Consider the following 22,435-nt stretch of genomic DNA (forward strand, 5'->3'; position numbering starts at 1 on the left):
GTCTCGGGCCGGTAGGGACGCGGCCACGGCCCGTGGCACCGGCTCAGGGCCGGTAGGGACGCGGCCACGGCCCGTGGCACCGGCTCAGGGCCGGTCGGGACGCGCTCACAGCCCGTGGCACCGGCTCAGGACCGGTCGAGACGCAGCCGTTCCGCCTTGGGCAGGCCGGCCACCACCAGGTCGTACGAGTCCTCGATCAGCTCACGCACCATGCGCGCGGGCAGCGCGCCGACCGTCACGGTGTTCCAGTGCCGCTTGTTGAGGTGCCAGCCGGGGACGATCTCCGGGTGCGCCTCGCGGAGCCGGATCGCCTCCTCGGGATCGCATTTGAGCGAGACCTTCAGGGGCCGTTCGTCCAGCGCGCAGAACGCGAAGATCTTCCCGCCCACCTTGTAGACCGTGAGCCCGGGGTACCGCGAGAACGGGACGTCCTCGGACGCCCCGTTCAGCCCCAGGCAGTACGCCGTGAGCCCCCGCGGGTTCATACGGCGGAGGCCTCCTCGCGCACCGGCTCCGCGAGCACCGTGACGATCTTGTTGCGGCGGCCGGCCGGGGACTCGGCCGTCAGCTTCAGCGTGCGGCCGTCCGGCAGGGTGATCTCGGCGCTCGCGCCCGCGATCGGGACCCGGCCCAGCGCCTTGGCCAGCAGGCCGCCGACCGTCTCGACGTCCTCGTCGTCGTACTCGTCGAGCCCGAACAGCTCGCCGAGGTCGCCGATGTCCAGCCGCGCGGTGACCCGGTAGGAGCCGTCACCGATCTCCTCGACGGGCGGCAGCTCACGGTCGTACTCATCGGTGATCTCACCGACGATCTCCTCCAGGATGTCCTCGATCGTGACGATGCCGGCCGTGCCGCCGTACTCGTCGATGACGACCGCGACATGGCTGCGGTCCTGCTGCATCTCACGCAGCAGGTCCCCCGCGTTCTTCGTGTCGGGGACGAAGGCGGCGGGCCGCATCGCCGTGGAGACCGGATCGGACTCCGACTCACGGTTGATGTGCGTCTTCCTGACCAGGTCCTTGAGGTAGACGATGCCGACCACGTCGTCCTCGTTCTCCCCGGTCACCGGGATACGGGAGAAGCCGGAGCGCAGCGCCAGCGTCAGCGCCTGCCGGATCGTCTTGTACCGCTCGATGCAGACGAGGTCCGTGCGCGGGACCATGACCTCCCGTACGAGGGTGTCGCCCAGCTCGAAGACGCTGTGCACCATCCGGCGCTCGTCGTCCTCGATCAGCGACTCCTGCTCGGCGAGGTCGACCATCGCGCGCAGCTCCGCCTCGCTGGCGAACGGTCCCTTGCGGAAGCCCTTGCCCGGTGTCAGCGCGTTGCCCAGCAGGATCAGCAGCTGCGGAATGGGCCCCATGACGCGGGCCAGCGGCACCAGGACGTACGCCGAGGCCGTGGCCGTGTTCAGCGGGTGCTGGCGGCCGATGGTGCGCGGCGAGACACCCACCGCGACGTACGAGACGAGGACCATCACGCAGATCGCGACGAGCAGCGCCTCCCACGTCTCCTGGAAGCCCTCCAGGCAGACGTACGTGACGAGCACGCCCGCCGCCATCTCGCAGGCGACCCGGACCAGCAGCGCCACGTTCAGATAGCGCGTCGGGTCGGAGGCGATCCGCGCCAGCTTGTCCGCGCCCCTGCGGCCCGACCTGACGGCCTCGGCGGCCCGGAAGCTGGTGACGCGGGCGAGGCCCGCCTCGGCGGACGCCGCGAGCCAGGCCACGACGACCAGCGCGACCGCGCCGAAGATCAGCTGCCCGTTCACAAGACAGTGGGCGCCGGGGACGGACCCGTCAGGCCCTGCTCGGCCCGCCAGCCGTCCACGATCGCGGCCTGGAGACCGAACATCTCGGCCTTCTCGTCCGGCACTTCGTGGTCGTAGCCGAGGAGGTGCAGCACACCATGGACGGTCAGGAGCTGAAGCTCCTCGTCCATGGTGTGCCGCGTCGGCGCGTCCTCGCCCTGCTGCTTGGCGACCTCCGGGCAGAGCACGATGTCACCGAGGAGTCCCTGCGGGGGCTCGTCGTCGTCCTTGGCCGGCGGACGCAGTTCGTCCATCGGGAAGGACATGACATCGGTCGGACCCGGGAGGTCCATCCACTGGATGTGCAGCTGCTCCATGGCGGCGGCGTCCACCACGATCACCGACAGTTCGGAGAGCGGGTGGATGCGCATCCTGGCCAGTGCGTAGCGGGCGATGTCGAGGATCGCCTGCTCGCCGACCTCGGTGCCTGACTCGTTGTTGACGTCGATCGACATGGTGCGGTGTGACTCTCCCGTTCAATGCCGCGACGGTCCCGGCCGGCGCCGCCGTTCGTCTCAGCGGTGCTGTTCGTTGCCGTTGCGGCTGTCGTACTGCTCGTAGGCCTCGACGATACGGCCGACGAGCTTGTGCCGTACGACATCCTCCGAGGTGAGCCGGGAGAAGTGCACGTCGTCGACGCCTTCCAGAATGCTCTGGACCTGGCGCAGACCGCTCTTCGTGCCGCCGGGGAGGTCGACCTGCGTCACGTCGCCCGTGATGACGATCTTCGAGTCGAAGCCAAGCCTCGTCAGGAACATCTTCATCTGCTCGGGGCTGGTGTTCTGCGCCTCGTCGAGAATGATGAACGCGTCATTGAGCGTCCGGCCGCGCATGTACGCCAGCGGCGCGACCTCGATCGTGCCCGCGGCCATCAGGCGCGGGATGGACTCGGGGTCGAGCATGTCGTGCAGCGCGTCGTAGAGCGGGCGCAGATACGGGTCGATCTTCTCGTAGAGCGTGCCGGGCAGGAAGCCCAGGCGCTCGCCCGCCTCGACGGCGGGCCTGGTCAGGATGATGCGGGTGACCTGCTTGGACAGCAGGGCCTGCACGGCCTTGGCCATGGCGAGATAGGTCTTGCCGGTACCGGCGGGACCGATGCCGAAGATGATCGTGTTCTTGTCGATCGCGTCGACATAGCGCTTCTGGTTGAGCGTCTTGGGGCGGATGGTGCGGCCGCGGTTGGAGACGATGTTCTGCGTCAGCACCTCGGCGGGCGTCTCGGGACCGTCCGCGCCGCCGCTCTCGGTCGCTCTGAGCATGGCAATCGAACGTTCCACTGCGTCCTCCGTCATCGGCTGACCGGTGCGGAGCACCAGCATCATTTCATCGAACAGGCGCTGGATCATGGCGACGTCCGGCGCGCTGCCGGTCGCGCTGATCTCATTGCCGCGGACGTGGATGTCGGCGCCCTTGAAGGCTTTCTCGATCACCCGCAGAAGGGAATCCCCGGAACCCAGGACCGTCACCATCGGATGGGACGCCGGAACGGTGATCCGGGCACGCGCCTGCCCCGGAGCGGGGGTGTTGGCTGTAGGTGTCTGAGTCATGGGCCGGCACTGTGGCCTGCGCATACCTCCCGTTGCAGGGTTCTCGCCGCTCGACAACCTCTGGCTAACAGCCTACGACTCCACGCGGACATCGCCGTAGGACTTTTCCGCTGTTGTTCAGGGGGACCCCGGCCGTTCACCACGCCGTTCCCGCGGGACCCGCACGACCGGTGCCGGGGCCGCCGGCACCTCAGCCGCCGCTCAGCTCGCGCGGCCGAACCCGATCGTCGGCACGGCCCTGCGCAGCGGCCACGGCCTGTCCGGCGCGGGAAGCAGGCCGGTCAGGAATCCGTAGCGGCGCAGCGCCGCCGGGTCCTGGTCGGACTCCCGCTGGACGCGCTGCCACCAGGACGCGATCTCCGACCAGCCGGGTGCGGAGAGCGAACCGCCGAACTCCTGCACCGAGAGCGCCGCCGTGAGCCCGGCGAACGCCAGCCGGTCGGCGAGCGGCCAGCCCGCGAGCGTACTGGTCACGAACCCGGCGACGAAGACATCGCCGGCGCCCGTCGGGTCCAGGGCCTCCACCTCGATCGCCGGGACCTCGGCGCTCTCGCCGGTCGCGCCGTCCACGGCGTACGCGCCCTCGGCGCCCAGAGTGACGACGGCGAGCGGCACCAGCTCGGCGAGCCGGTGCGCGGCCGCCCTGGGGCTGTCGGTGCGGGTGTAGCGCATCGCCTCTTCGGCGTTGGGCAGGAACGCCTCGCAGTGCTCCAGATCGGGCAGCCCCTTCAGATCCCAGCGGCCGGTGTCGTCCCAGCCGACATCGGCGAAGATCCGTGCGCCATGGGCCGCCGCGCCCGCGATCCACTCCTCGCGGCGGCCGGGCGTGAGCGCGGCGACGGCGGCACGCGCGCGCGGCGGGCACTCGGGCAGGGCGCCTTCCGGCGGCGGGGCCTCATGGCCGTGCGAGACCATCGTGCGCTCGCCCTCGTACGCCATGGAGACGGTGACCGGTGAGTGCCAGCCGGGGACCGTACGGGACCGGGACAGGTCGATGCCCTCGCCCTGTTCCAGCGCGTCCCAGCAGTACTCGCCGTAGTGGTCGTCGCCGAAGGCTGCGGCGAGCGAGGTGCGCAGACCGAGGCGGGACAGCGCGGTCGCCATGTTGGCGATGCCGCCCGGGCTCGACCCCATCCCCCGCGCCCAGGACTCGGTGCCGCGCACCGGCGCGCTCGCCAGACCGGTGAAGATGATGTCGAGGAAGACCGTGCCGGTGAGGTACACGTCGCACGGCGGGTCGTCCGGGGCGCGCAGCGAGCCCAGCGGATCGACATCGGCGGTGTGGTCCTGCGGCTTTCCGTCTGAGGTGATCACGGTCGGGCTCCCGGATAGCGGTACGGACCCGTCAGTCTGCACGATCCGCCACGCCGGGGCCGGTACGCGACGGGATGCGGCGCCGTCTCAGCCGCTCCTCCTGGGCAGCGGGACACGGGTGAGATCGGCGGCGATGGTCAGTTCTCCCTCGAACCCGGCCGCGCGGGCCTGCCGCCGGAACTCCTCCGGGTCGCTGTAGCGCTGCGAGAAATGGGTCAGCACGAGATGCCGTACGCCCGCGTCCCGCGCGACCCGGGCGGCCTGTCCGGCGGTGAGATGGCCGTGGTCGGTGGCGAGTTGTTCGTCCGCGTCCAGGAAGGTCGACTCGATGACGAGCATGTCGCACCCTTGGGCCAGCGCGTACACGCCGTCGCAGAGCCGGGTGTCCATGACGAACGCGAACCGCTGTCCTGGCCGCGCCTCGCTGACCTGTTCGAGACTGACCCCGTTCAGCGTGCCCTCGCGCTGGAGGCGGCCCACGTCCGGGCCCGCGATGCCGTGCTCGGCGAGCAGCGCGGGCAGCATCCGGCGTCCGCCGGGCTCGGTGAGGCGGTAGCCGTACGACTCGACGGGGTGCGAGAGCCGGTGGGCGTCCAGGGTGTACGCGGGTGTCACGGCGAGCACGCCGCTCTCGCCGGCGACCGGCGCCGTGGCCAGCTGGACGGTCTCCCGGTAGGCGGTCGCGTACCGCAGCCGCTCGAAGAAGCGCTGTCCGCTCGCCGGGTAGTGCGCGGTGACGGGATGCGGCACCCGGTCGAGGTTGACACGCTGGATCACCCCGGCGAGACCGAGCGAGTGGTCGCCGTGGAAGTGCGTGACCAGGATGCGGTTGATGTCGTGCGCGGCGACGCCCGCGCGCAGCATCTGGCGCTGGGTGCCCTCGCCCGGGTCGAAGAGCAGCCCTTCGGCGTCCCAGCGCAGCAGGTAGCCGTTGTGGTTGCGGTGGCGGGTGGGCACCTGGCTCGCGGTGCCCAGCACCACCAGTTCTCGTACGGACAACGCGCCTACCCGGGAGGCCAGTTGAGACCACGGCCACCCAGGACGTGGGCGTGCGCGTGGAAGACCGTCTGACCCGCGCCCGCGCCGGTGTTGAAGACGACGCGGTAGCCGCTGTCGTCGGCCTTCTCCTGGGCCGCGATCTTCCCCGCCTCACGCAGCACGTCGGCGGCGATCAGCGGTTCGGCGCCGGCCAGCGCGGCGGCGTCCGGGTAGTGCACCCGGGGAATCACCAGGACGTGGGTGGGTGCCTGCGGGTGGATGTCCCGGAAGGCGACGGTGGTGTCCGTCTCCCGGACGACGGTGGCCGGCACCTCTCCCGCGACAATCTTGCAGAACAGGCAGTCGGCCTGCGGTTCTCCCGCCATGGTCCGGGCCTCCTCGAATCAGACGGTTCCTGCGGACGATCACGACACCCGCATGCTATCGGCCACGGGCGACCGGGTCGGGACCGGCGGCCGTGCGCGGCAGTGCCCCGGACCCGGCCGCCGTGACGCCGGGCGCCGCGAGGCGCAGGCCGGGACCGGCGGCCGTACATCACCGCGACCTGTGCGGCCGTACGCCAGGACCGGCGGCCGGTGCGCCCGGCCTGCGGCGAGGCGTCAGGACCAGCGGCCCGTGCGTCCCAGGAGCAGCGCCGTGGCGGCCGTACCGGCCGTGGAGGTGCGCAGCACGCTGGGGCCCAGCCGGTACGGCTGCGCGCCCGCCTGGGCGAACACCGCCAACTCCTCGGGCGACACGCCCCCTTCGGGCCCGACGACCAGCACGATCGTTCCCTGGTCCGGCAGTTCGGCCGTGGCGAGCGCGGCGCTGCCCGCGTCCCTGTCCTCGTGCAGTACGGCCGCGAAGTCCGCGGCGGCCAGCAGCGCGGCGACCTGCTTCGTGCTCATCGCATCCGCGATCTCGGGGAATCGCACCCGTCGCGACTGCTTGCCCGCCTCACGCGCCGTGGCCCGCCACTTCGCGAGCGCCTTGGCGCCGCGCTCGCCCTTCCACTGCGTGATGCAGCGCGCGGCGGCCCACGGGACGACGGCGTCGACGCCGGTCTCCGTCATGGTCTCGACGGCCAGTTCGCCCCGGTCGCCCTTGGGCAGTGCCTGGACGACGGTGATTCGCGGTGCCTGCGCGGCCTCTTCGGTCACCGGCCCGAGCCGGACCGTCAACCGGTCCTTGCCCTCGGCCGCGACCACCACACCGTCCGCCCACAGCCCGGCGCCGTCGGTCAGGACGACGTCCTCGCCGGACCGCAGCCGCTTCACGGAGACGGCGTGCCGCCCCTCGGGACCGTCCAGTACGAACGTCCCGCCCTGCTCTCCGGCCGTGGCGCCGAAACCGTCCACGACGAAGACGGGAGCGGTCACAGGGTGTTCCCGGCGGCCAACGAGGCGCGGGTCGCTTCGAGTTCGCTCGCGAGGACGCCGACCAGCTGCCCGGCGGGCAGATCACGCGCCATCCGGTGGCCCTGTCCCGCCCAGAGCGCCATGCCCTGCGCGTCGCCGATCTTCGCCGCGGCCTTGCGCAGTGCGGAGGTCAGGTGATGCACCTCCGGGTAGGCGGCGGGCGCGTACGGGCCGTGCTCGCGCATGAAGCGGTTGACGAGACCGCGGGCGGGCCGGCCCGAGAAGGCCCGGGTCAGTTCGGTCCTGGTGAACAGCGGGTTGGTCATGGCCTGTTTGTGATGCTGGTTGGCACCCGATTCCGGGCAGACGAGGAACGCCGTGCCGAGCTGCGCCGCGTCCGCGCCCGCCGCGAGCACCGCCGCGATCTGCGCGCCGCGCATGAGGCCGCCGGCCGCGACGATCGGCAGCTGGACGGTCTCCCTGATCTGGGTCACCAGCGAGAGCAGCCCGATCCCCGCGCCGTCGGTGGCCGGATCGTCGCGGTGCGTGCCCTGGTGTCCGCCGGCCTCGATGCCCTGGACACAGATGGCGTCGGCGCCCGCCCACTGCGCGGCCGTGGCCTCTTCCGGGGTGGTGACCGTGACGATGGTGAAGGTACCGGCGCGGGCGAAGGCGTCCAGGGTCGTACGGGTCGGGCAGCCGAAGGTGAAGGACACGACGGGCACCGGGTCGTCGAGCAGTATCGCCAGCTTGGCCTCGTACCCGTCGTCCCAGCCGGTCTCCGGGTCACCGAGGGGGGTGTCGTACCAGCTCGTCTCGCCGGCGAGCTGGTTGCGGTAGACGTCGACGGCCGCCCGGTCGGCGTGGTTCGGCTGCGGCATGAAGAGATTGATGCCGAAGGGCTGCCCAGTGAGCCCGCGCAGCTGTTTGACCTCTTCGTACATGCCGTCCGCGGTCTTGTAACCGGCGGCGAGGAACCCGAGGCCACCGGCCTCGGCGACGGCTGCGGCCAGTTGCGGGCAGGAGGCGCCGCCCGCCATGGGCGCCTGCACGATCGGATACCGGCAGAGATCGGTCAGTGCGGAGGACATGCAGGCATGGTGCCACGGTCGCCCGCACAGCTCCGAATCCGGGCCCGGCCCGGCCGGTGCGGGCACACAAGCCGATGCCCCGGGCCCGGCCGGAAGAATCCGACTATGCCCGGGGCATATGCCCGCACTTGCTGCTGTGGCCTATCGGCCGTTGAACGCGTCCTTGAGGCGCGAGAACAGCCCCTGCTGCCCCGGCTGGAACTGGCCCGTGGGCCGGTCCTCGCCGCGCAGCAGCGCCAGCTCGCGCAGCAGCCGTTCCTGTTCCTGGTCCAGCTTCGACGGGGTCATGACCTCGACGTGCACGATCAGATCGCCGCGCCCGCCGCCGCGCAGGTGCGTGACGCCGCGCCCGTGCAGCGGAATCGACTGCCCCGACTGCGTGCCGGGCCGTACGTCGATGTCCTCCATCCCGTCCAGCGTCTCCAGCGGGCACTTCGTGCCCAGCGCGGCCGCTGTCATGGGGACCGTGACCGTGCAGTGCAGATCGTCTCCGCGCCGCTGGAAGACCGCGTGCGGCAGCTCGTGGATCTCGACGTACAGGTCTCCGGCGGGGCCGCCGCCGGGGCCGACCTCACCCTCGCCCGCGAGCTGGATGCGGGTGCCGTTGTCGACACCTGCCGGGATCTTGACCGTGAGCGTGCGGCGCGAACGGATGCGTCCGTCGCCGGCGCACTCCGGGCACGGCGTCGGCACGACCGTGCCGAAGCCCTGGCACTGCGGGCACGGCCGCGAGGTCATGACCTGGCCCAGGAAGGACCGGGTGACCTGCGAGACCTCGCCACGGCCGCGGCACATGTCGCAGGTCTGCGCCGAGGTGCCGGGTGCGGCGCCTTCGCCGGAACACGTCGTACAGACGACGGCCGTGTCGACCTGGATGTCCTTGGTCGTGCCGAAGGCCGACTCGTTGAGGTTGATCTCCAGCCGGATCATCGCGTCCTGGCCGCGTCGCGTACGCGACCTCGGGCCACGCTGCGACGCCGTGCCGAAGAAGGCGTCCATGATGTCGGAGAAGTTGCCGAAGCCGCCGGCTCCGAAGCCGCCCGCGCCACCGCCTCCGCCATTGTTGGAGAGGGGGTCGCCGCCGAGGTCGTAGACCTGCTTCTTCTGCGGGTCCGACAACACCTCGTACGCGGCGTTGATCTCCTTGAAGCGCTCTTGCGTCTTGGGATCAGGATTGACGTCCGGGTGCAGCTCGCGCGCGAGCCTCCGGAACGCCTTCTTGATCTCGTCCTGCCCTGCGTCGCGGCGCACGCCGAGTACGGCGTAGTAGTCCGTGGCCACTTACGACTCCGCCAGGATCTGTCCGACGTAACGTGCCACTGCGCGTACCGCTCCCATCGTTCCGGGGTAGTCCATGCGGGTCGGTCCGACCACGCCGAGTTTTGCGACTGCCTCGTCGCCAGAACCGTAGCCGACCGCGACGACGGAGGTGGAGTTGAGGCCCTCGTGGGCATTCTCATGTCCGATACGTACGGTCATGCCCGAGTCCTTGGCCTCGCCCAGCAGCTTGAGCAGTACTACCTGCTCCTCAAGCGCTTCCAGCACCGGCCTGATGGTCAGGGGGAAATCACTTCCGAAGCGGGTGATGTTGGCGGTTCCGCCGATCATCAGCCGTTCTTCCGTCTCCTCGACCAGGGTTTCGAGCAGCGTCGCGAGCACCGTGGAAACAGTTCCGCGGTCCTCCTGCTCGAAGGATTCGGGAAGATCCTGCACCAGCTGCGGGACGTCCGCGAAGCGGCGCCCCACGACCCGGCTGTTCAGCCGGGCCCGCAGATCCGCGAGCGAGGTCTCGCTGAACGGCAGCGGGCAGTCGATCATGCGCTGTTCGACCCGTCCGGTGTCCGTGATCAGGACGAGCATCAGCCGGGCCGACGCCAGCGACAGCAGCTCCACATGCCGCACCGTGGAACGCGTCAGCGAGGGGTACTGGACCACCGCGACCTGCCGGGTCAGCTGCGCGAGCAGCCGCACCGTACGCCCCACGACATCGTCCAGATCGACCGCGCCCACCAGGAAGTTCTGAATCGCGCGGCGCTCGGGCGACGACAGGGGCTTGACGCCCGCGAGCTTGTCCACGAAGAGGCGGTAGCCCTTGTCCGTGGGGATACGCCCGGCGCTGGTGTGCGGCTGGGCGATGAAGCCCTCGTCCTCCAGCACCGCCATGTCGTTGCGGACGGTGGCCGGAGAGACACCCAGCTGGTGCCGCTCGGTCAGCGCCTTGGAGCCGACCGGCTCCTCGGTGCCGACATAGTCCTGGACGATGGCGCGCAGCACTTCGAGTCTGCGTTCACTGAGCATCGCGCACACCTCCAGATGTCGTCCGTCGGGCCGTTTGGCACTCCGTCCCCGCGAGTGCCAGCTTTCCCGAGCCAGTGTACGGCGGTGGGGTGCACCCGTAGCAAGGGCAGCCGACCACGGTACCCGGCGATTGTTCCGCCCGATGCCGGTAGCGTCCCGGTATGGACGTCCACTGGGAAGAATTCGGTTGGGAACGGCTGGCCCCGGGGGTGGGCCGGCGACGGCTGCCGGGCTGGGACGCGACGGTCGGCCTCGTGGCCGGTGAGGACGGCGTCCTGCTGTTCGACACGGGCTCCTCGGTACGTGAGGGCGCCCTGCTGCGGGCCGGGGTGGAGGCGCTGCTCGGCGGGCGCCGAGTGACACATGTCGCACTGAGCCACCCGCACTTCGACCATGTCCTGGGAACGGCCGCCTTCGCCGGCGCCGAGGTGTACGGCGCGGTCGGCCTGGCGGAGCTGCCCGGCATCGACCGGGCGCTGTACGAGGACGCCGTACGCGAAGGCCTCGACCCCGCGGAGGCGGCGGAGGCGGCAGACCTCCTGATGCTTCCCGCACACCCGGTCTCCGGTCAGCTGACCCTCGAACTGGGCGGACGGCAGGCGTTGTTGGCGAACATCGGCCCCGGTCACACCGCCCACGACCTCGCACTGCTGGTCCCCGGCTCGCCCGAGGTGGTGTTCTGCGGTGATCTGGTCGAGGAGTCGGGCGATCCACAGGCGGGCCCGGACGCGATCCCGGGCCGCTGGCCCGCCGCGCTCGACCGGCTGCTCACGCTGGGCGGCCCGGACGCCCTCTACGTACCGGGCCACGGAGCGGCTGTGGACGCGGCCTTCGTACGCGCACAACGCGCCACGCTGGCCGCCCGGTTCGACACGGCGTAGCCGATATCGTCGTGCGCATGCGCAGCTACAGCCCTGATCTGACACCGCCGTGGAAGAAGCCCACGCCCGCGCCGGAGGTCCCCGCGGAACCGGACCTGGTGGTCGAGGAGGTGTCGACGGGCTTCTGCGGGGCGGTGATCCGCTGCGAGAAGACCGCACAGGGCCCGACGGTCACCCTGGAGGACCGCTTCGGCAAGCACCGCGTGTTCCCGCTGGCGCCCCGGGGCTTCCTGCTGGAGGGCCGTGTCGTCACCCTGATCCGCCCCGCACAGGCCGCGCAGGGCCGCCCGGCCCGCACGGCCTCGGGCTCGATCGCGGTCCCCGGCGCACGCGCCCGGGTGGCCAGGGCGGGCCGCATCTACGTCGAGGGGCGGCACGACGCGGAACTGGTCGAAAAGGTGTGGGGAGACGACCTCCGCATCGAGGGCGTGGTGGTCGAATACCTGGGCGGCATCGACGATCTCCCGGCCATCATCGACGAGTTCGCCCCCGCGCCGGACGCCCGGCTGGGCGTCCTGGTCGACCACTTGGTGCCCGGTTCGAAGGAGTCCCGCATCGCCGCGCGGGTCACGGGCCCGGACGTCCTGGTGGTCGGCCACCCGTACATCGATGTATGGGAAGCGGTGAAACCGCGCTCGGTGGGCATCGACGCGTGGCCGTCGGTACCGCGAGGCGAGGACTGGAAAACGGGCGTGTGCCAAGCGCTGGGCTGGCCGGAGAACACAGGCAGGGCCTGGCAGCACATCCTGTCGCACGTCCACACGTACAAAGACCTGGAACCAACCCTGCTGGGCTCAGTGGAACACCTGATCGACTTCGTAACGGCCCCCGAATAAGCCCACCCGGACACGGACGCGAGGGGGACAAGGCCGCGACGCGACGCCATGGGGATGGCAGGCCTGCACGCGGACAACGCAAGGGGGCGCACACCCCAACCCGCAGCAGGAGAACGACGCGAGGGGGGCGGGGGCGGAGGAGACAGGTGTCCGGGACACTTGCGCGTGATTTGTGGCGCGTTCACCGGCCCGCGCCCGAAGAACAACCCGCACGCGCCGTAAATCATGCGTCCCGGATGCCTGCCTCCGGAGTCCTCGCACCCCGCCCCGCAACCCCGCACCGGCACGAGCCCGCACCCATGCGCCCCGCCCACGCCCACGCCCCGCCAACACTCACGCCCGCCCCCGCCCACACGCCCACGCCAAGCGCAGCGAAACGCGCCGACTCAATCCACCAGGTCCCGAACCACCGCGTCCGCCAGCAACCGCCCCCGCAACGTCAGCACCGCGAACCCCGCCTCGAACGCCTCCCCCTCCAGCAGCCCGTCCCCCACCGCGCGCCGCGCCGCCGCAAGACCCGCCGGAGCCAGCAGCGTCAGGTCGCAGCCCGAGGACAGCCGCAGCTCCAGTAGGATCCGTTCCACCCGCCGGTCCTCCGCCGCGAGGAGTTCGCGGCCCGCGCCCGGCGACCGGCCCTCCGCCAGGGCCGCCGCGTACGCGCCCGGGTGCTTCACGTTCCACCAGCGCACGCCGCCCACATGGCTGTGCGCGCCCGGCCCCGCGCCCCACCAGTCAGCGCCGCGCCAGTACAGCTCGTTGTGCAGGCAGCGCGCCGCTTCCGACGTCGCCCAGTTCGACACCTCGTACCAGGCGAAGCCGGCCTTCCCCAGCACCTCGTCCGCGATCAGGTACCGGTCCGCGTGTTCGTCGTCGTCCGTCATCGGGACCTCGCCGCGCCGGATCCGCCGCGCCAGCTGCGTACCCTCCTCGACGATCAGGGCATACGCCGACACGTGGTCGGGACCCGCTCCGACCGCCGCCGCCAGCGACTCACGCCAGTCGTTGTCCGTCTCGCCGGGGGTGCCGTAGATGAGGTCGAGGTTGACGTGCTCGAAACCGGCCGCGCGGGCCTCCGCGACGCATTCCTCGGGCCTGCCCGGGGTGTGCGTGCGGTCCAGGACCTTCAGCACGTGCTGCTTCGCGCTCTGCATCCCGAAGGAGACGCGGTTGAAGCCACCCTCCCGCAACGCCGCGAGATACGCCGGGTCCACCGATTCCGGATTCGCCTCGGTGGTGATCTCGGCGTCGTCCGCGAGCCCGAACTCGTCCCGGATCGCGCCGAGCATCCGTACGAGATCCCCGGCGGCCAGCAGCGTCGGAGTGCCGCCGCCGATGAAGACGGTACGGACGGGACGCGGGTCGTCGCCCAGGACCTTCCGCGCGAGCCGTACTTCGTCGATCAGGGTGTCCGCGTAGTTGTCACGGGAGGCGAGCACACCTCCGGAACCGCGCAGCTCGGTCGCCGTGTACGTGTTGAAGTCGCAGTAGCCGCAGCGCGTCGCGCAGTACGGAACGTGCAGGTAGAAGCCGAGCGGCCGGTCCGCCGCGCCCTCAAGGGCGTGCGGGGGCAGCGCGCCGGTCTCGGGCATGGGCTCACCGTCGGGCAGTGCGGAAGGCATGGACCCAGTGTCCCGCACGCCACCGACAACCCGACGACGGCCGGTCCCGTCCCCCGCTCACCGCCCCTGCCGGCCCACCGTCCGCCGGCCGCCGCCCCTCACTCCGCCTGGAACACCAGCAGCGCCAGATCGTCCCCCGGCGGCGTCCCGTCGAATTCGTGCACCGCACGCCGTATGCGCTCGGCGACACCTTCCGCCGTCAGCCCCGTGCACCCGGCCAGAAGCCGGGCCAGGCCGTCGCTGTCGTCCAGCATCTGCTTGCCCGAGCGCCGCTCGGTGATGCCGTCGGTGACGCACAGGAGGGTGTCGCCGGGCTCCAGGTCGAAGGTGCGGCTCTCGTACGCGACGTTCTCGACCAGCCCGAGCAGCAGCTGCGGTTCCGCCGCGGCCCGGACCGTCCCGTCCGGGCGCAGCAGCAACGGCAGCGGATGGCCCGCGCTGGCCAGCGTGCACCGTACGCCGCCCGGTCTTCCCGCGGTGCCCGGCAGCGGCATCAGCTCCCCGTACAGCAGCGAGAGGAACCGGGATCCGCCGCTCTCCGTACCGGGACCGCCCTCCGGCAGCCCCCGCGTACCACCGGGAAGCGCGGGAAGCCCGGGAACCGCGGGGCCGCCCGGCGCCGGGACCATCAGGGACGCGGACTCCGCCGCCTCGCTCGCGTCGTCGAGGAGCAGCCGGTTGAGGCGGTCGAGTACTTCGCCCACGCGGTATCCCTCGCGGGCCAGCAGCCGCAGCCAGGGTCTGGCCAGGCCGGTGACGACGGCCGCCTCCGGGCCGCTGCCCTGGACGTCGCCGAGCATGAAGCACCAGCGGCCGCCGGGCGGACACGGGAAGACATCGTAGAAGTCGCCGCCCGCAAGACCCTCCTCGCTGGGCTCGTACACCAGCGAACTCGCGACGCCGGGAATCCTCGCCACCTGGGTGGGGAGCAGTCCGCGCTGGAGGACCCGGCTGATGGTGGCCTGCCTGGCGTACCGGCGGGCGGCGCCGACCGCGAGCGCGACCCGGCGGGCGAAGTCCTCGATGAGAGTGGTCACGTCGCCGGGAACTTCGGACTGGCCGAGGCGGCCGAGGAGCAGCACCCCGACCGGACGGCCGTTCGCGATCAGCCGGCAGGCGACGGCGCTCCCCTCACCGGCGCCGGGAAAGACACCCGGCAACGCGTCCACGCCCCCGTCCGCGCCCCCGGTCCCGTCCCCATGAGCGCCCGGCCACGCCACCGGTACGACTCCCGGCCGCGCCACTTCCCCCAGCCACGGGGGCTCCTGCTCCAGCGCCGTACGCAACTGATCCGTAAGGGACTCGTCGGCGTGCCAGACCCGGGTCAGCCGGGGCGCGGCGCCCGCGCGGCCGCCCTTGCCGTCCAGCCAGACCGCACACCAGTCGGCCAGCCGCGGCACCAGCAGCTGGCAGGCGAGCGCGGCGACCAGTTCCTCATCGAGCTGTCCGGCGAGCAGATCGGACGCCTCGGCGAGGAACGACAGCGCGCCCCTGCCGGCCCAGTCCGGGTCGTCGCTCACCAGGCGCCGGGGCGTGGGCGCGAGGATTTCCGCCGCGCGCAGTCCGCGCCGGAGCGCGGGCTCCGTCGCCACCGGCGGACCTGCCTCGCGCCCGTCGAGCGGGAGGCGGGCCCAGACGGTCTTGAGACCGCTGCGGTACGTGATGCCCCAGCACGCGGCGAGCGAGGCGACGACCTGGAGGCCGCGGCCGTACTCGAAGGGGGCCGAGTCCGCCTCCGACGGGGTGTCGCTCCGCACGGCTCGCGCGGGGTGGTGGTCGGAGACTTCGAGGACCAGCGCCGCCGGTTCGTCGTCCGGCTCCGCGGGGTCTTCCAGCCGGCACAGCAGTTCGACGGTGGTACCGGCGTGCACCACGGCGTTGGTGACGAGTTCGTTGACTATCAGCACGGCGTCGTCGGCGAGCAGGTCGGTGCTGTGCCGGCCCGGCGGGCAGCCCGCGCCCCGGCAGAACGTACAGGTGGCGAGCAGCCCGAGGCCGGTCCAGTCGGCCAGCGCCGCGCGGGCGAACCTGCGGGCGGCGGCGGGGGCCAGCGGATTTCCGGGCAGGCTCGTGCGTGAGGTGGACCGCGCGTCTCTCCGTAGAGGCACCTGGCGCCGTAACGGCACCTGGGGCATGGGGTGGTGGACGGTCTCCCGCGGGATCGGAATGGTGCCCACTGCGGCTCCTGGTCGAGTTGTGTCGTTGCGCCGCTTACGTACGTTCCCGTCAGAGTGACATATCCGGCTCGTCCGTGTGCACCGAGTCGGCCAACCAGTCGCAGATATACGGAAGTCGCGGTGCTGGGACGGACCCCGGCCCCACCCTGACCCGAACAGGCTTGTGGGCGGGGCCAGTAGACCTGACCCCGCCCACCTCGCGGATCCGCGGCCCGCCGAAGGGCCGCCGCCGTCTCTGCTCAGGCCTCCCGGGAGCCCGCGTACATCTCCTCGATCAGACCCTTGTACTCCCGCTCCACGACCGGCCTCTTGAGCTTCAGACTCGGCGTCAACTCACCGTGCTCGATGTCCAGATCGCGCGGCAGCAGCCGGAACTTCTTGATGGTCTGCCAGCGTTGCAGGCCCTCGTTGAGCCGCTGGACGTATCCGTCGATGAGCCGCTGGGTCTGCGGGGACGCGACGACCTGGGCGTATGACTTCCCCGAAAGGCCGTGCTCGGCGGCCCAGTTGAGGATCGAAGGCTCGTCGAGCGAGATCAGGGCCGTGCAGAAGTTGCGGTCCGCGCCGTGCACCAGGATGTTGGAGACGAACGGACACACCGCCTTGAACTGGCCCTCGACCTCGGCCGGCGCGATGTACTTGCCGCCCGACGTCTTGATCAGGTCCTTCTTGCGGTCGGTGATCTTCAGATAGCCGTCCGGGGACAGCTCACCAATGTCACCCGTGTGGAACCAGCCGTCGGACTCCAGCACTTCGGCCGTCTTCTCCGGCAGCCCGTGATAGCCCGACATGATGCCGGGACCGCGCAGCATGATCTCGCCGTCGTCCGCGATCCGCACCTCGGTGCCGGGCAGCGGCTTGCCGACCGTGCCAGTGCGGTACGCGTCCCCCGGGTTGACGAAGCTCGCGGCGCTGGACTCGGTGAGACCGTAGCCCTCCAGGATGTTGATCCCGGCGCCGGAGAAGAAGTAGCCGATGTCGGGCGCGAGCGAGGCGGAACCGGAGACGGCGGCGCGCAGCCTCCCGCCGAAGGCCTCGCGGAGCTTCGTGTAGACGAGCGCGTCGGCGACCTTGTGCTGCGCGGCGAGGGCGAGCGGCAGGCTCGCCGTGCCCGTACGGCGGAAGTTGTCCTGCGAGACCCTGGCCGACTCGCGGGCGACCTGGGCCGCCCACTTGAAGATCCTGTACTGGGCCGCGCCACCGGCCCGCGCCTTGCCCGCGACGCCGTTGTAGACCTTCTCGAAGATGCGCGGCACGGCGGCCATGTACGTCGGCCTGACCACCGGCAGGTTCTCGATGATCTTGTCGACGCGGCCGTCCACGGCCGTGACGTGCCCGACCTCGATCTGCCCGGAGGTCAGCATCTTGCCGAAGACATGGGCGAGCGGCAGCCACAGGTACTGGACGTCGTCCTTGTCGATGAGGCCCGTCGCCACGGTGGCCTTGGCCATGTAGGCCCAGCTGTCGTGCGTGAGCCGTACGCCCTTGGGGCGGCCCGTGGTGCCCGAGGTGTAGATCAGGGTGGCGAGCTGGCCGGAGGTGATGGCCGTGACGCGCTCCTTGACCGCCTCCGGATGCTCCGTCAGGTACGCGGCTCCGCGCGCCTCCAGGTCGGCGAGGGAGAGCACCCAGCCCTCCGGGTCCAGCTCGTCGGGCTCCACGCCGGAGGTGTCGATCACCACGACGTGGCTGAGGCGGGGCAGTTCTTCCCGGCGTTCGCGCGCCTTGGCGAGCTGGGCGGCGTCCTCGGCGATCAGCACCCGGCTCTCCGAGTCGGCGAGGATGAACGCCGACTCGTCCACGTTGGTGGAGGGGTAGACCGTGGTGGTCGCGGCGCCCGCGCACATGACCCCGAGGTCGGCGAGGATCCACTCGATACGTGTGGAGCAGGCGAGCGCGACGCGCTCCTCCGGCTCGACACCCAGCTCGATCAGACCCGCGGCCACGGCGTACACCCGCTCACCGGCCTGACCCCAGGTCAGCGACCGCCAGTCGTCGGGGCCCCGGCCCGAGGCCGGGGGCACCGGATAGCGGTAGGCCTCCGCGTCCGGCGTGGCCGCCACGCGCTCAATGAAGAGGGGCGCCACGGAGGGCGGCCGGTTCTCGATCAAGTTCTGTGTGTCGTTCACGACATCCTCCGGGCCAGCGGCATGGCGCGTGACTGACCGATTGGCTGACTGAATGGATTACCACTAAGTAACTAACTGACGAGTAACTACCAGTAGCTGATCAGACTAGAGGCCGCCCGGCAACTCCGTAAGAGGCAGTGGCGCGCCGCTTCACGACAAAGAAGCGCCCCGTCCGGCACGGCGGGCCCCCACGCTGTCACATGGGGACCCGTCATGCCGGACGGGGCGCTTCCGCTTCGCCGTCTTCCGGTGTTTCCTCCGGTACGGTTTCGCGGTTTCTTCGGCCGCGAGCGCTGCTACTTCTTCGCCTTGCCGCCGGAATCGTCGCTCGACAGCACCGCGATGAAGGCCTCCTGCGGGACCTCCACGCTGCCGACCATCTTCATCCGCTTCTTGCCTTCCTTCTGCTTCTCCAGCAGCTTCCGCTTACGGGAGATGTCACCGCCGTAGCACTTGGCGAGGACGTCCTTGCGGATGGCGCGGATGGTCTCGCGGGCGATCACCCGGGAGCCGATCGCCGCCTGGATCGGCACCTCGAACGCCTGGCGCGGAATCAGCTCACGCAGCTTGGCGACGAGCCGCACCCCGTAGGCGTACGCCTGGTCCCGGTGGGTGATCGCGGAGAAGGCGTCGACCTTGTCGCCGTGCAGCAGGATGTCGACCTTGACGAGCTGCGCGGACTGCTCGCCGGTGGGCTCGTAGTCGAGCGACGCGTACCCGCGGGTCTTGGACTTCAGCTGGTCGAAGAAGTCGAAGACGATCTCCGCGAGCGGCAGCGTGTAGCGGATCTCCACCCGGTCGGCGGACAGGTAGTCCATGCCGAGCAGCGTGCCGCGGCGGGTCTGGCACAGCTCCATGATCGAGCCGATGAACTCGCTCGGCGCCAGGATGGTGGCCCGTACGACCGGCTCGTGCACCGCGTCGATCTTGCCCTCGGGGAACTCGCTCGGGTTGGTGACCGTGTGCTCGCTGCCGTCCTCCATGGACACGCGGTAGACCACGTTGGGGGCGGTGGCGATCAGTTCGAGGTTGAACTCGCGCTCCAGCCGCTCCCGGATCACATCGAGGTGCAGCAGTCCGAGGAAGCCCACGCGGAAGCCGAAGCCGAGCGCCGCGGAGGTCTCCGGCTCATAGACCAGCGCCGCGTCGTTGAGCTGGAGCTTGTCCAGCGCGTCGCGCAGCTCGGGGTAGTCGGAGCCGTCCAGCGGGTAGAGGCCGGAGAACACCATCGGCCTGGGGTCCTTGTACCCGCCGAGCGCCTCGGTCGCGCCCTTGTTGAGCGTGGTGATCGTGTCACCGACCTTGGACTGGCGAACGTCCTTCACGCCGGTGATGAGGTAGCCCACCTCGCCGACGCCGAGGCCGTCGGACGGCGTCATCTCGGGCGAGGAGACACCGATCTCCAGCAGCTCGTGGGTGGCGCCGGTGGACATCATCCGGATCCGCTCACGCTTGTTGAGGCTGCCGTCGATGACACGTACGTACGTCACGACACCCCGGTAGGAGTCGTAGACGGAGTCGAAGATCATCGCGCGGGCCGGCGCGTCCTTGACGCCGACCGGCGGCGGCACGTCCTTGACGACCCGGTCGAGCAGCGCCTCGACGCCCATACCGGTCTTCGCCGAGACCCTGAGGACGTCCTCCGGCTGGCAGCCGATGAGGTTCGCCAGCTCCTCGGAGAACTTCTCGGGCTGGGCGGCCGGAAGGTCGATCTTGTTGAGCACCGGGACGATGGTGAGGTCGTTCTCCATCGCCAGGTAGAGGTTGGCGAGGGTCTGCGCCTCGATGCCCTGGGCGGCGTCGACCAGCAGGATCGTGCCTTCGCAGGCCGCGAGCGAACGCGACACCTCATAGGTGAAGTCCACGTGGCCCGGGGTGTCGATCATGTTGAGGATGTGGGTCCTGCCCGTGTCCTCGCCCGTGTGGGGTGCCCAGGGCAGCCGGACCGCCTGGGACTTGATCGTGATGCCGCGCTCGCGCTCGATGTCCATCCGGTCGAGGTACTGAGCGCGCATCTGCCGCTGGTCGACCACTCCGGTCAGCTGGAGCATCCGGTCGGCAAGGGTCGACTTGCCGTGGTCGATGTGCGCGATGATGCAGAAGTTGCGGAGCAGCGCCGGGTCCGTACGGCTGGGCTCGGGCACGTTGACAGGGGTCGCGGGCACGCAGGGTCCTGATTCTTGAGACGCGCGGCGTCTCGTCTCGGGTCGACATCGGATCGATACGTAGCTTCCATCGTCCCACGGGCGCGGGACTGCGACCGGTTTGGGCCGGTCGGACGGCGGCTGGTAACCTGAACAGCTGTGTCTCTCGCCGTCCGGTACTCACCGTCCGGCGCCTGCCGTCCGGCTTTCATCGTCTGACTTTCACTGTCCGGCGTTCGCTGTCCGGCACAGAGGCACTTTCACTGAACACCCAGGATTCACCGAACCTGAAAAGGCTCTTTCGTGGCGAACATCAAGTCCCAGATCAAGCGGAACAAGACGAACGAGAAGGCGCGCCTGCGCAACAAGGCCGTCAAGTCGTCGCTCAAGACCGCGATCCGCAAGGCCCGTGAGGCGGCCGTCGAGGGTGACGTCGAGAAGGCCACCGTGGCCGCTCGTGAGGCGTCGCGCAAGCTCGACAAGGCTGCCTCGAAGGGTGTCATCCACAAGAACGCCGCCGCCAACAAGAAGTCGGCGCTGGCTTCCCAGGTTGCCTCCCTCCAGGGCTGAGCATCAATCTGCTCTCTCTTGATCTGACTGCCGGAACGGACTCAGCGGGCCCTCTCTACCGCTCCTGACCGGCGTCTCCCGGACTCGCGCACGACTGCGTTCGCCACGCGGGTGCGAGTCCAGCGCGATACATACCGAGGCCCCGGCCTCCGTCCTTCCCCAGGACGGAACCGGGGCCTTCGGCATGGTGGCGTGCGTACGGGTCCGGAGCGGGGGCGTGCGTTCGGGTCCGGCGACCGGTGCGTGCGCCGGCGTGCCGTGCAGTGATGCGGCGAGGGTACGCGCGTACTGTGCCGGCCGGCCGCGTACGGGGGTGGTTCCGTACGGGTCGGCGGGTGCGCGGTCTCAGCGGCCGCCGGAGCGGGCCGCCGCCGCGATGGCGACGACCGCCTTCTCCAGCGCGTACTCCGGGTCGTCCCCGCCGCCCTTGACGCCCGCGTCGGCCGCGGCCACCGCCCGCAGGGCCATCGCGACACCGTCCGGCGTCCAGCCGCGCATCTGCTGGCGCACGCGGTCGATCTTCCACGGCGGCATGCCCAGCTCACGCGCGAGATCCGCGGGCCGGCCACCGCGCGCCGAGGAGAGCTTGCCGATGGCCCGGACGCCCTGGGCGAGGGCGCTGGTGATCAGCACCGGCGCCACGCCCGTCGACAGCGACCAGCGCAGCGCCTCGAGCGCGTCCGCGGCCCGGCCCTCCACGGCACGGTCGGCGACGGTGAAGCTGGAGGCCTCGGCGCGGCCCGTGTAGTAGCGGCCGACGACGGCCTCGTCGATCGTGCCCTCGATGTCGGAGACGAGCTGCGAGACGGCACTCGCCAGCTCACGCAGATCGCTGCCGATCGCGTCGACCAGCGACTGGCACGCCTCGGCGGTGGCGGAACGCCCCAGCGCGCGGAATTCCGACCGTACGAAGCTGAGCCGCTCCGCCGGCTTGGTGGTCTTGGCGCAGGCGACCTCGCGGGCCCCCGCCTTGCGGGCCGCGTCCAGCAGCCCCTTCCCCTTGGCGCCGCCCGCGTGCAGGAGGACGAGGGTGATCTCCTCGGCGGGCGCGCTGAGATACGCCCTGATGTCCTTGATCGTGTCGGCGGCCAGATCCTGCGCGTTCCGCACGACGACGACCTTGCGCTCGGCGAAGAGCGACGGGCTCGTCAGCTCGGCGAGGGTGCCGGGCTGGAGCTGGTCGGAGGTGAGGTCCCGCACGTCCGTGTCGGCGTCGGAGGCACGGGCTGCCGCCACGACCTGCTGCACGGCGCGGTCGAGCAGCAGATCCTCCTGGCCCACGGCGAGCGTGAGAGGAGCGAGCGGATCGTCGGGGGAAGTCTTCCTGGTGGCCATCGCGCCCAGCATCCCACGGCCCACTGACAGCGAGCCGTACGGCCGGTCGTACCGGCTGATACGGCGGTGCCGCCGGAGCGGCCGCTACGGTGCTTCCCGCCAGCCTTCCCACTCGGCGACGAACGCGTCCAGCGCCCCGGCGTCCATCCGGGACCCGGGGTCCTCCACGATCACCAGCCACTGGGCGTCCTCGGCGTCGTCCTCGCCTGCCAGGGCGTCCCGTACCAGCTGTGGTTCCTCGGTCACGCCGAAGCGGTCACCGAGCGCCTGTGCCACCTCTTCCGCCGCGTCGCGGTCGGGCAGCACCAGCACGTGTCTCTGATCGTTCACGGAGGCATTCTTCCAAAC

20 protein-coding genes are annotated in these 22,435 nt (G+C 70.8%); 3 read left to right on the forward strand and 17 right to left on the reverse strand.

Features of this window, described 5'->3' with window-relative positions:
* Positions 1–125: 125 nt before the first annotated feature.
* From ACIP6N_RS18765 to hrcA, 11 genes are all read right to left on the reverse strand, one after another.
* A complete protein-coding gene (locus tag ACIP6N_RS18765; protein ID WP_401816922.1) occupies positions 126–485 on the reverse strand; it encodes an MmcQ/YjbR family DNA-binding protein in 360 nt (119 codons plus the stop codon).
* Positions 482–1,771 (reverse strand): hemolysin family protein, encoded by a 1,290-nt coding sequence (locus ACIP6N_RS18770; protein WP_401816923.1) that lies wholly within the window; start codon positions 1,769–1,771, stop codon positions 482–484. Before ACIP6N_RS18770 ends, ACIP6N_RS18765 begins: the two co-directional genes overlap by 4 nt.
* Positions 1,768–2,265 carry an rRNA maturation RNase YbeY gene (gene ybeY, locus ACIP6N_RS18775; protein ID WP_401816924.1) on the reverse strand — a complete coding sequence of 166 codons (498 nt, stop codon included), beginning with the start codon at positions 2,263–2,265 and terminating at the stop codon, positions 1,768–1,770. The genes ACIP6N_RS18770 and ybeY overlap by 4 nt, the downstream gene beginning before the upstream one ends.
* A 60-nt stretch (positions 2,266–2,325) precedes the next feature.
* Positions 2,326–3,357 (reverse strand): PhoH family protein, encoded by a 1,032-nt coding sequence (locus tag ACIP6N_RS18780; RefSeq protein WP_401816925.1) that lies wholly within the window; start codon positions 3,355–3,357, stop codon positions 2,326–2,328.
* Positions 3,358–3,558: 201 nt separating this feature from the next.
* Positions 3,559–4,671 carry a carbohydrate kinase family protein gene (locus ACIP6N_RS18785; protein ID WP_401816926.1) on the reverse strand — a complete coding sequence of 371 codons (1,113 nt, stop codon included), beginning with the start codon at positions 4,669–4,671 and terminating at the stop codon, positions 3,559–3,561.
* Positions 4,672–4,758: 87 nt separating this feature from the next.
* A complete protein-coding gene (locus ACIP6N_RS18790) occupies positions 4,759–5,670 on the reverse strand; it encodes a ribonuclease Z (protein WP_401816927.1) in 912 nt (303 codons plus the stop codon).
* A 5-nt stretch (positions 5,671–5,675) separates the two neighbouring features.
* Positions 5,676–6,035, reverse strand: a complete 360-nt coding sequence (locus ACIP6N_RS18795) for a histidine triad nucleotide-binding protein (RefSeq protein ID WP_401816929.1) — start codon at positions 6,033–6,035, stop codon at positions 5,676–5,678.
* 234 nt (positions 6,036–6,269) lie between these two features.
* Entirely contained in the window at positions 6,270–7,028 is a 759-nt protein-coding gene (locus ACIP6N_RS18800; RefSeq protein ID WP_401816930.1) for a 16S rRNA (uracil(1498)-N(3))-methyltransferase, read from the reverse strand.
* Positions 7,025–8,098, reverse strand: coding sequence for a nitronate monooxygenase (locus ACIP6N_RS18805; protein WP_401816931.1), 1,074 nt, complete (start codon positions 8,096–8,098; stop codon positions 7,025–7,027). Before ACIP6N_RS18805 ends, ACIP6N_RS18800 begins: the two co-directional genes overlap by 4 nt.
* A 141-nt stretch (positions 8,099–8,239) precedes the next feature.
* Positions 8,240–9,379, reverse strand: coding sequence for a molecular chaperone DnaJ (gene dnaJ, locus ACIP6N_RS18810; protein ID WP_401816933.1), 1,140 nt, complete (start codon positions 9,377–9,379; stop codon positions 8,240–8,242).
* The gene (gene hrcA / locus ACIP6N_RS18815; protein WP_401816934.1) at positions 9,380–10,396 is read right to left on the reverse strand and encodes a heat-inducible transcriptional repressor HrcA; all 1,017 of its coding nucleotides are present in this window, start codon (positions 10,394–10,396) and stop codon (positions 9,380–9,382) included.
* Between the two features lie 161 nt (positions 10,397–10,557).
* On the opposite strand from hrcA, the gene ACIP6N_RS18820 reads away from it, so the two are divergent.
* Both ACIP6N_RS18820 and ACIP6N_RS18825 read left to right on the forward strand, forming a co-directional pair.
* Positions 10,558–11,277, forward strand: coding sequence for an MBL fold metallo-hydrolase (locus ACIP6N_RS18820; protein ID WP_401816935.1), 720 nt, complete (start codon positions 10,558–10,560; stop codon positions 11,275–11,277).
* 17 nt (positions 11,278–11,294) lie between these two features.
* Entirely contained in the window at positions 11,295–12,113 is an 819-nt protein-coding gene (locus ACIP6N_RS18825) for a DUF3097 domain-containing protein (protein WP_401816936.1), read from the forward strand.
* Between the two features lie 386 nt (positions 12,114–12,499).
* Here the strand turns inward: ACIP6N_RS18825 and hemW are convergent, their stop codons facing one another.
* The 4 genes from hemW to lepA form a co-directional block, all read right to left on the reverse strand.
* Positions 12,500–13,732, reverse strand: coding sequence for a radical SAM family heme chaperone HemW (gene hemW, locus ACIP6N_RS18830; protein ID WP_401816938.1), 1,233 nt, complete (start codon positions 13,730–13,732; stop codon positions 12,500–12,502).
* A gap of 98 nt (positions 13,733–13,830) precedes the next feature.
* A complete protein-coding gene (locus ACIP6N_RS18835; RefSeq protein WP_401816940.1) occupies positions 13,831–15,909 on the reverse strand; it encodes a SpoIIE family protein phosphatase in 2,079 nt (692 codons plus the stop codon).
* 239 nt (positions 15,910–16,148) lie between these two features.
* A complete protein-coding gene (locus ACIP6N_RS18840) occupies positions 16,149–18,038 on the reverse strand; it encodes an AMP-dependent synthetase/ligase (protein WP_401816942.1) in 1,890 nt (629 codons plus the stop codon).
* 296 nt (positions 18,039–18,334) lie between these two features.
* Positions 18,335–20,203 carry a translation elongation factor 4 gene (gene lepA / locus ACIP6N_RS18845; RefSeq protein WP_401816943.1) on the reverse strand — a complete coding sequence of 623 codons (1,869 nt, stop codon included), beginning with the start codon at positions 20,201–20,203 and terminating at the stop codon, positions 18,335–18,337.
* Between the two features lie 282 nt (positions 20,204–20,485).
* On the opposite strand from lepA, the gene rpsT reads away from it, so the two are divergent.
* Positions 20,486–20,752, forward strand: coding sequence for a 30S ribosomal protein S20 (gene rpsT / locus ACIP6N_RS18850; protein ID WP_401816944.1), 267 nt, complete (start codon positions 20,486–20,488; stop codon positions 20,750–20,752).
* A 345-nt stretch (positions 20,753–21,097) separates the two neighbouring features.
* Here rpsT and holA read toward each other — a convergent pair whose 3' ends face one another.
* Positions 21,098–22,087 carry a DNA polymerase III subunit delta gene (gene holA / locus ACIP6N_RS18855; protein ID WP_401816945.1) on the reverse strand — a complete coding sequence of 330 codons (990 nt, stop codon included), beginning with the start codon at positions 22,085–22,087 and terminating at the stop codon, positions 21,098–21,100.
* 84 nt (positions 22,088–22,171) lie between these two features.
* The gene (locus tag ACIP6N_RS18860; RefSeq protein WP_401816947.1) at positions 22,172–22,417 is read right to left on the reverse strand and encodes a hypothetical protein; all 246 of its coding nucleotides are present in this window, start codon (positions 22,415–22,417) and stop codon (positions 22,172–22,174) included.
* Between the last annotated feature and the right edge of the window lie 18 nt (positions 22,418–22,435).

The sequence above is a fragment of the Streptomyces sp. NPDC088725 genome (genome assembly GCF_044751305.1).
Lineage (GTDB): Bacteria > Actinomycetota > Actinomycetes > Streptomycetales > Streptomycetaceae > Streptomyces.

Excerpts from the sequence above, each read along its gene's own strand:
- ACIP6N_RS18820 (WP_401816935.1), top strand. The coding sequence starts at position 10,558 with ATGGACGTCCACTGGGAAGAATTCGGTTGGGAACGGCTGGCCCCGGGG.
- hemW (WP_401816938.1), bottom strand. The coding sequence starts at position 13,732 with ATGCCTTCCGCACTGCCCGACGGTGAGCCCATGCCCGAGACCGGCGCG.
- ACIP6N_RS18795 (WP_401816929.1), bottom strand. The coding sequence starts at position 6,035 with ATGGCGGGAGAACCGCAGGCCGACTGCCTGTTCTGCAAGATTGTCGCG.
- ybeY (WP_401816924.1), bottom strand. The coding sequence starts at position 2,265 with ATGTCGATCGACGTCAACAACGAGTCAGGCACCGAGGTCGGCGAGCAG.
- ACIP6N_RS18825 (WP_401816936.1), top strand. The coding sequence starts at position 11,295 with ATGCGCAGCTACAGCCCTGATCTGACACCGCCGTGGAAGAAGCCCACG.
- holA (WP_401816945.1), bottom strand. The coding sequence starts at position 22,087 with ATGGCCACCAGGAAGACTTCCCCCGACGATCCGCTCGCTCCTCTCACG.
- ACIP6N_RS18780 (WP_401816925.1), bottom strand. The coding sequence starts at position 3,357 with ATGACTCAGACACCTACAGCCAACACCCCCGCTCCGGGGCAGGCGCGT.
- ACIP6N_RS18805 (WP_401816931.1), bottom strand. The coding sequence starts at position 8,098 with ATGTCCTCCGCACTGACCGATCTCTGCCGGTATCCGATCGTGCAGGCG.
- hrcA (WP_401816934.1), bottom strand. The coding sequence starts at position 10,396 with ATGCTCAGTGAACGCAGACTCGAAGTGCTGCGCGCCATCGTCCAGGAC.
- ACIP6N_RS18765 (WP_401816922.1), bottom strand. The coding sequence starts at position 485 with ATGAACCCGCGGGGGCTCACGGCGTACTGCCTGGGGCTGAACGGGGCG.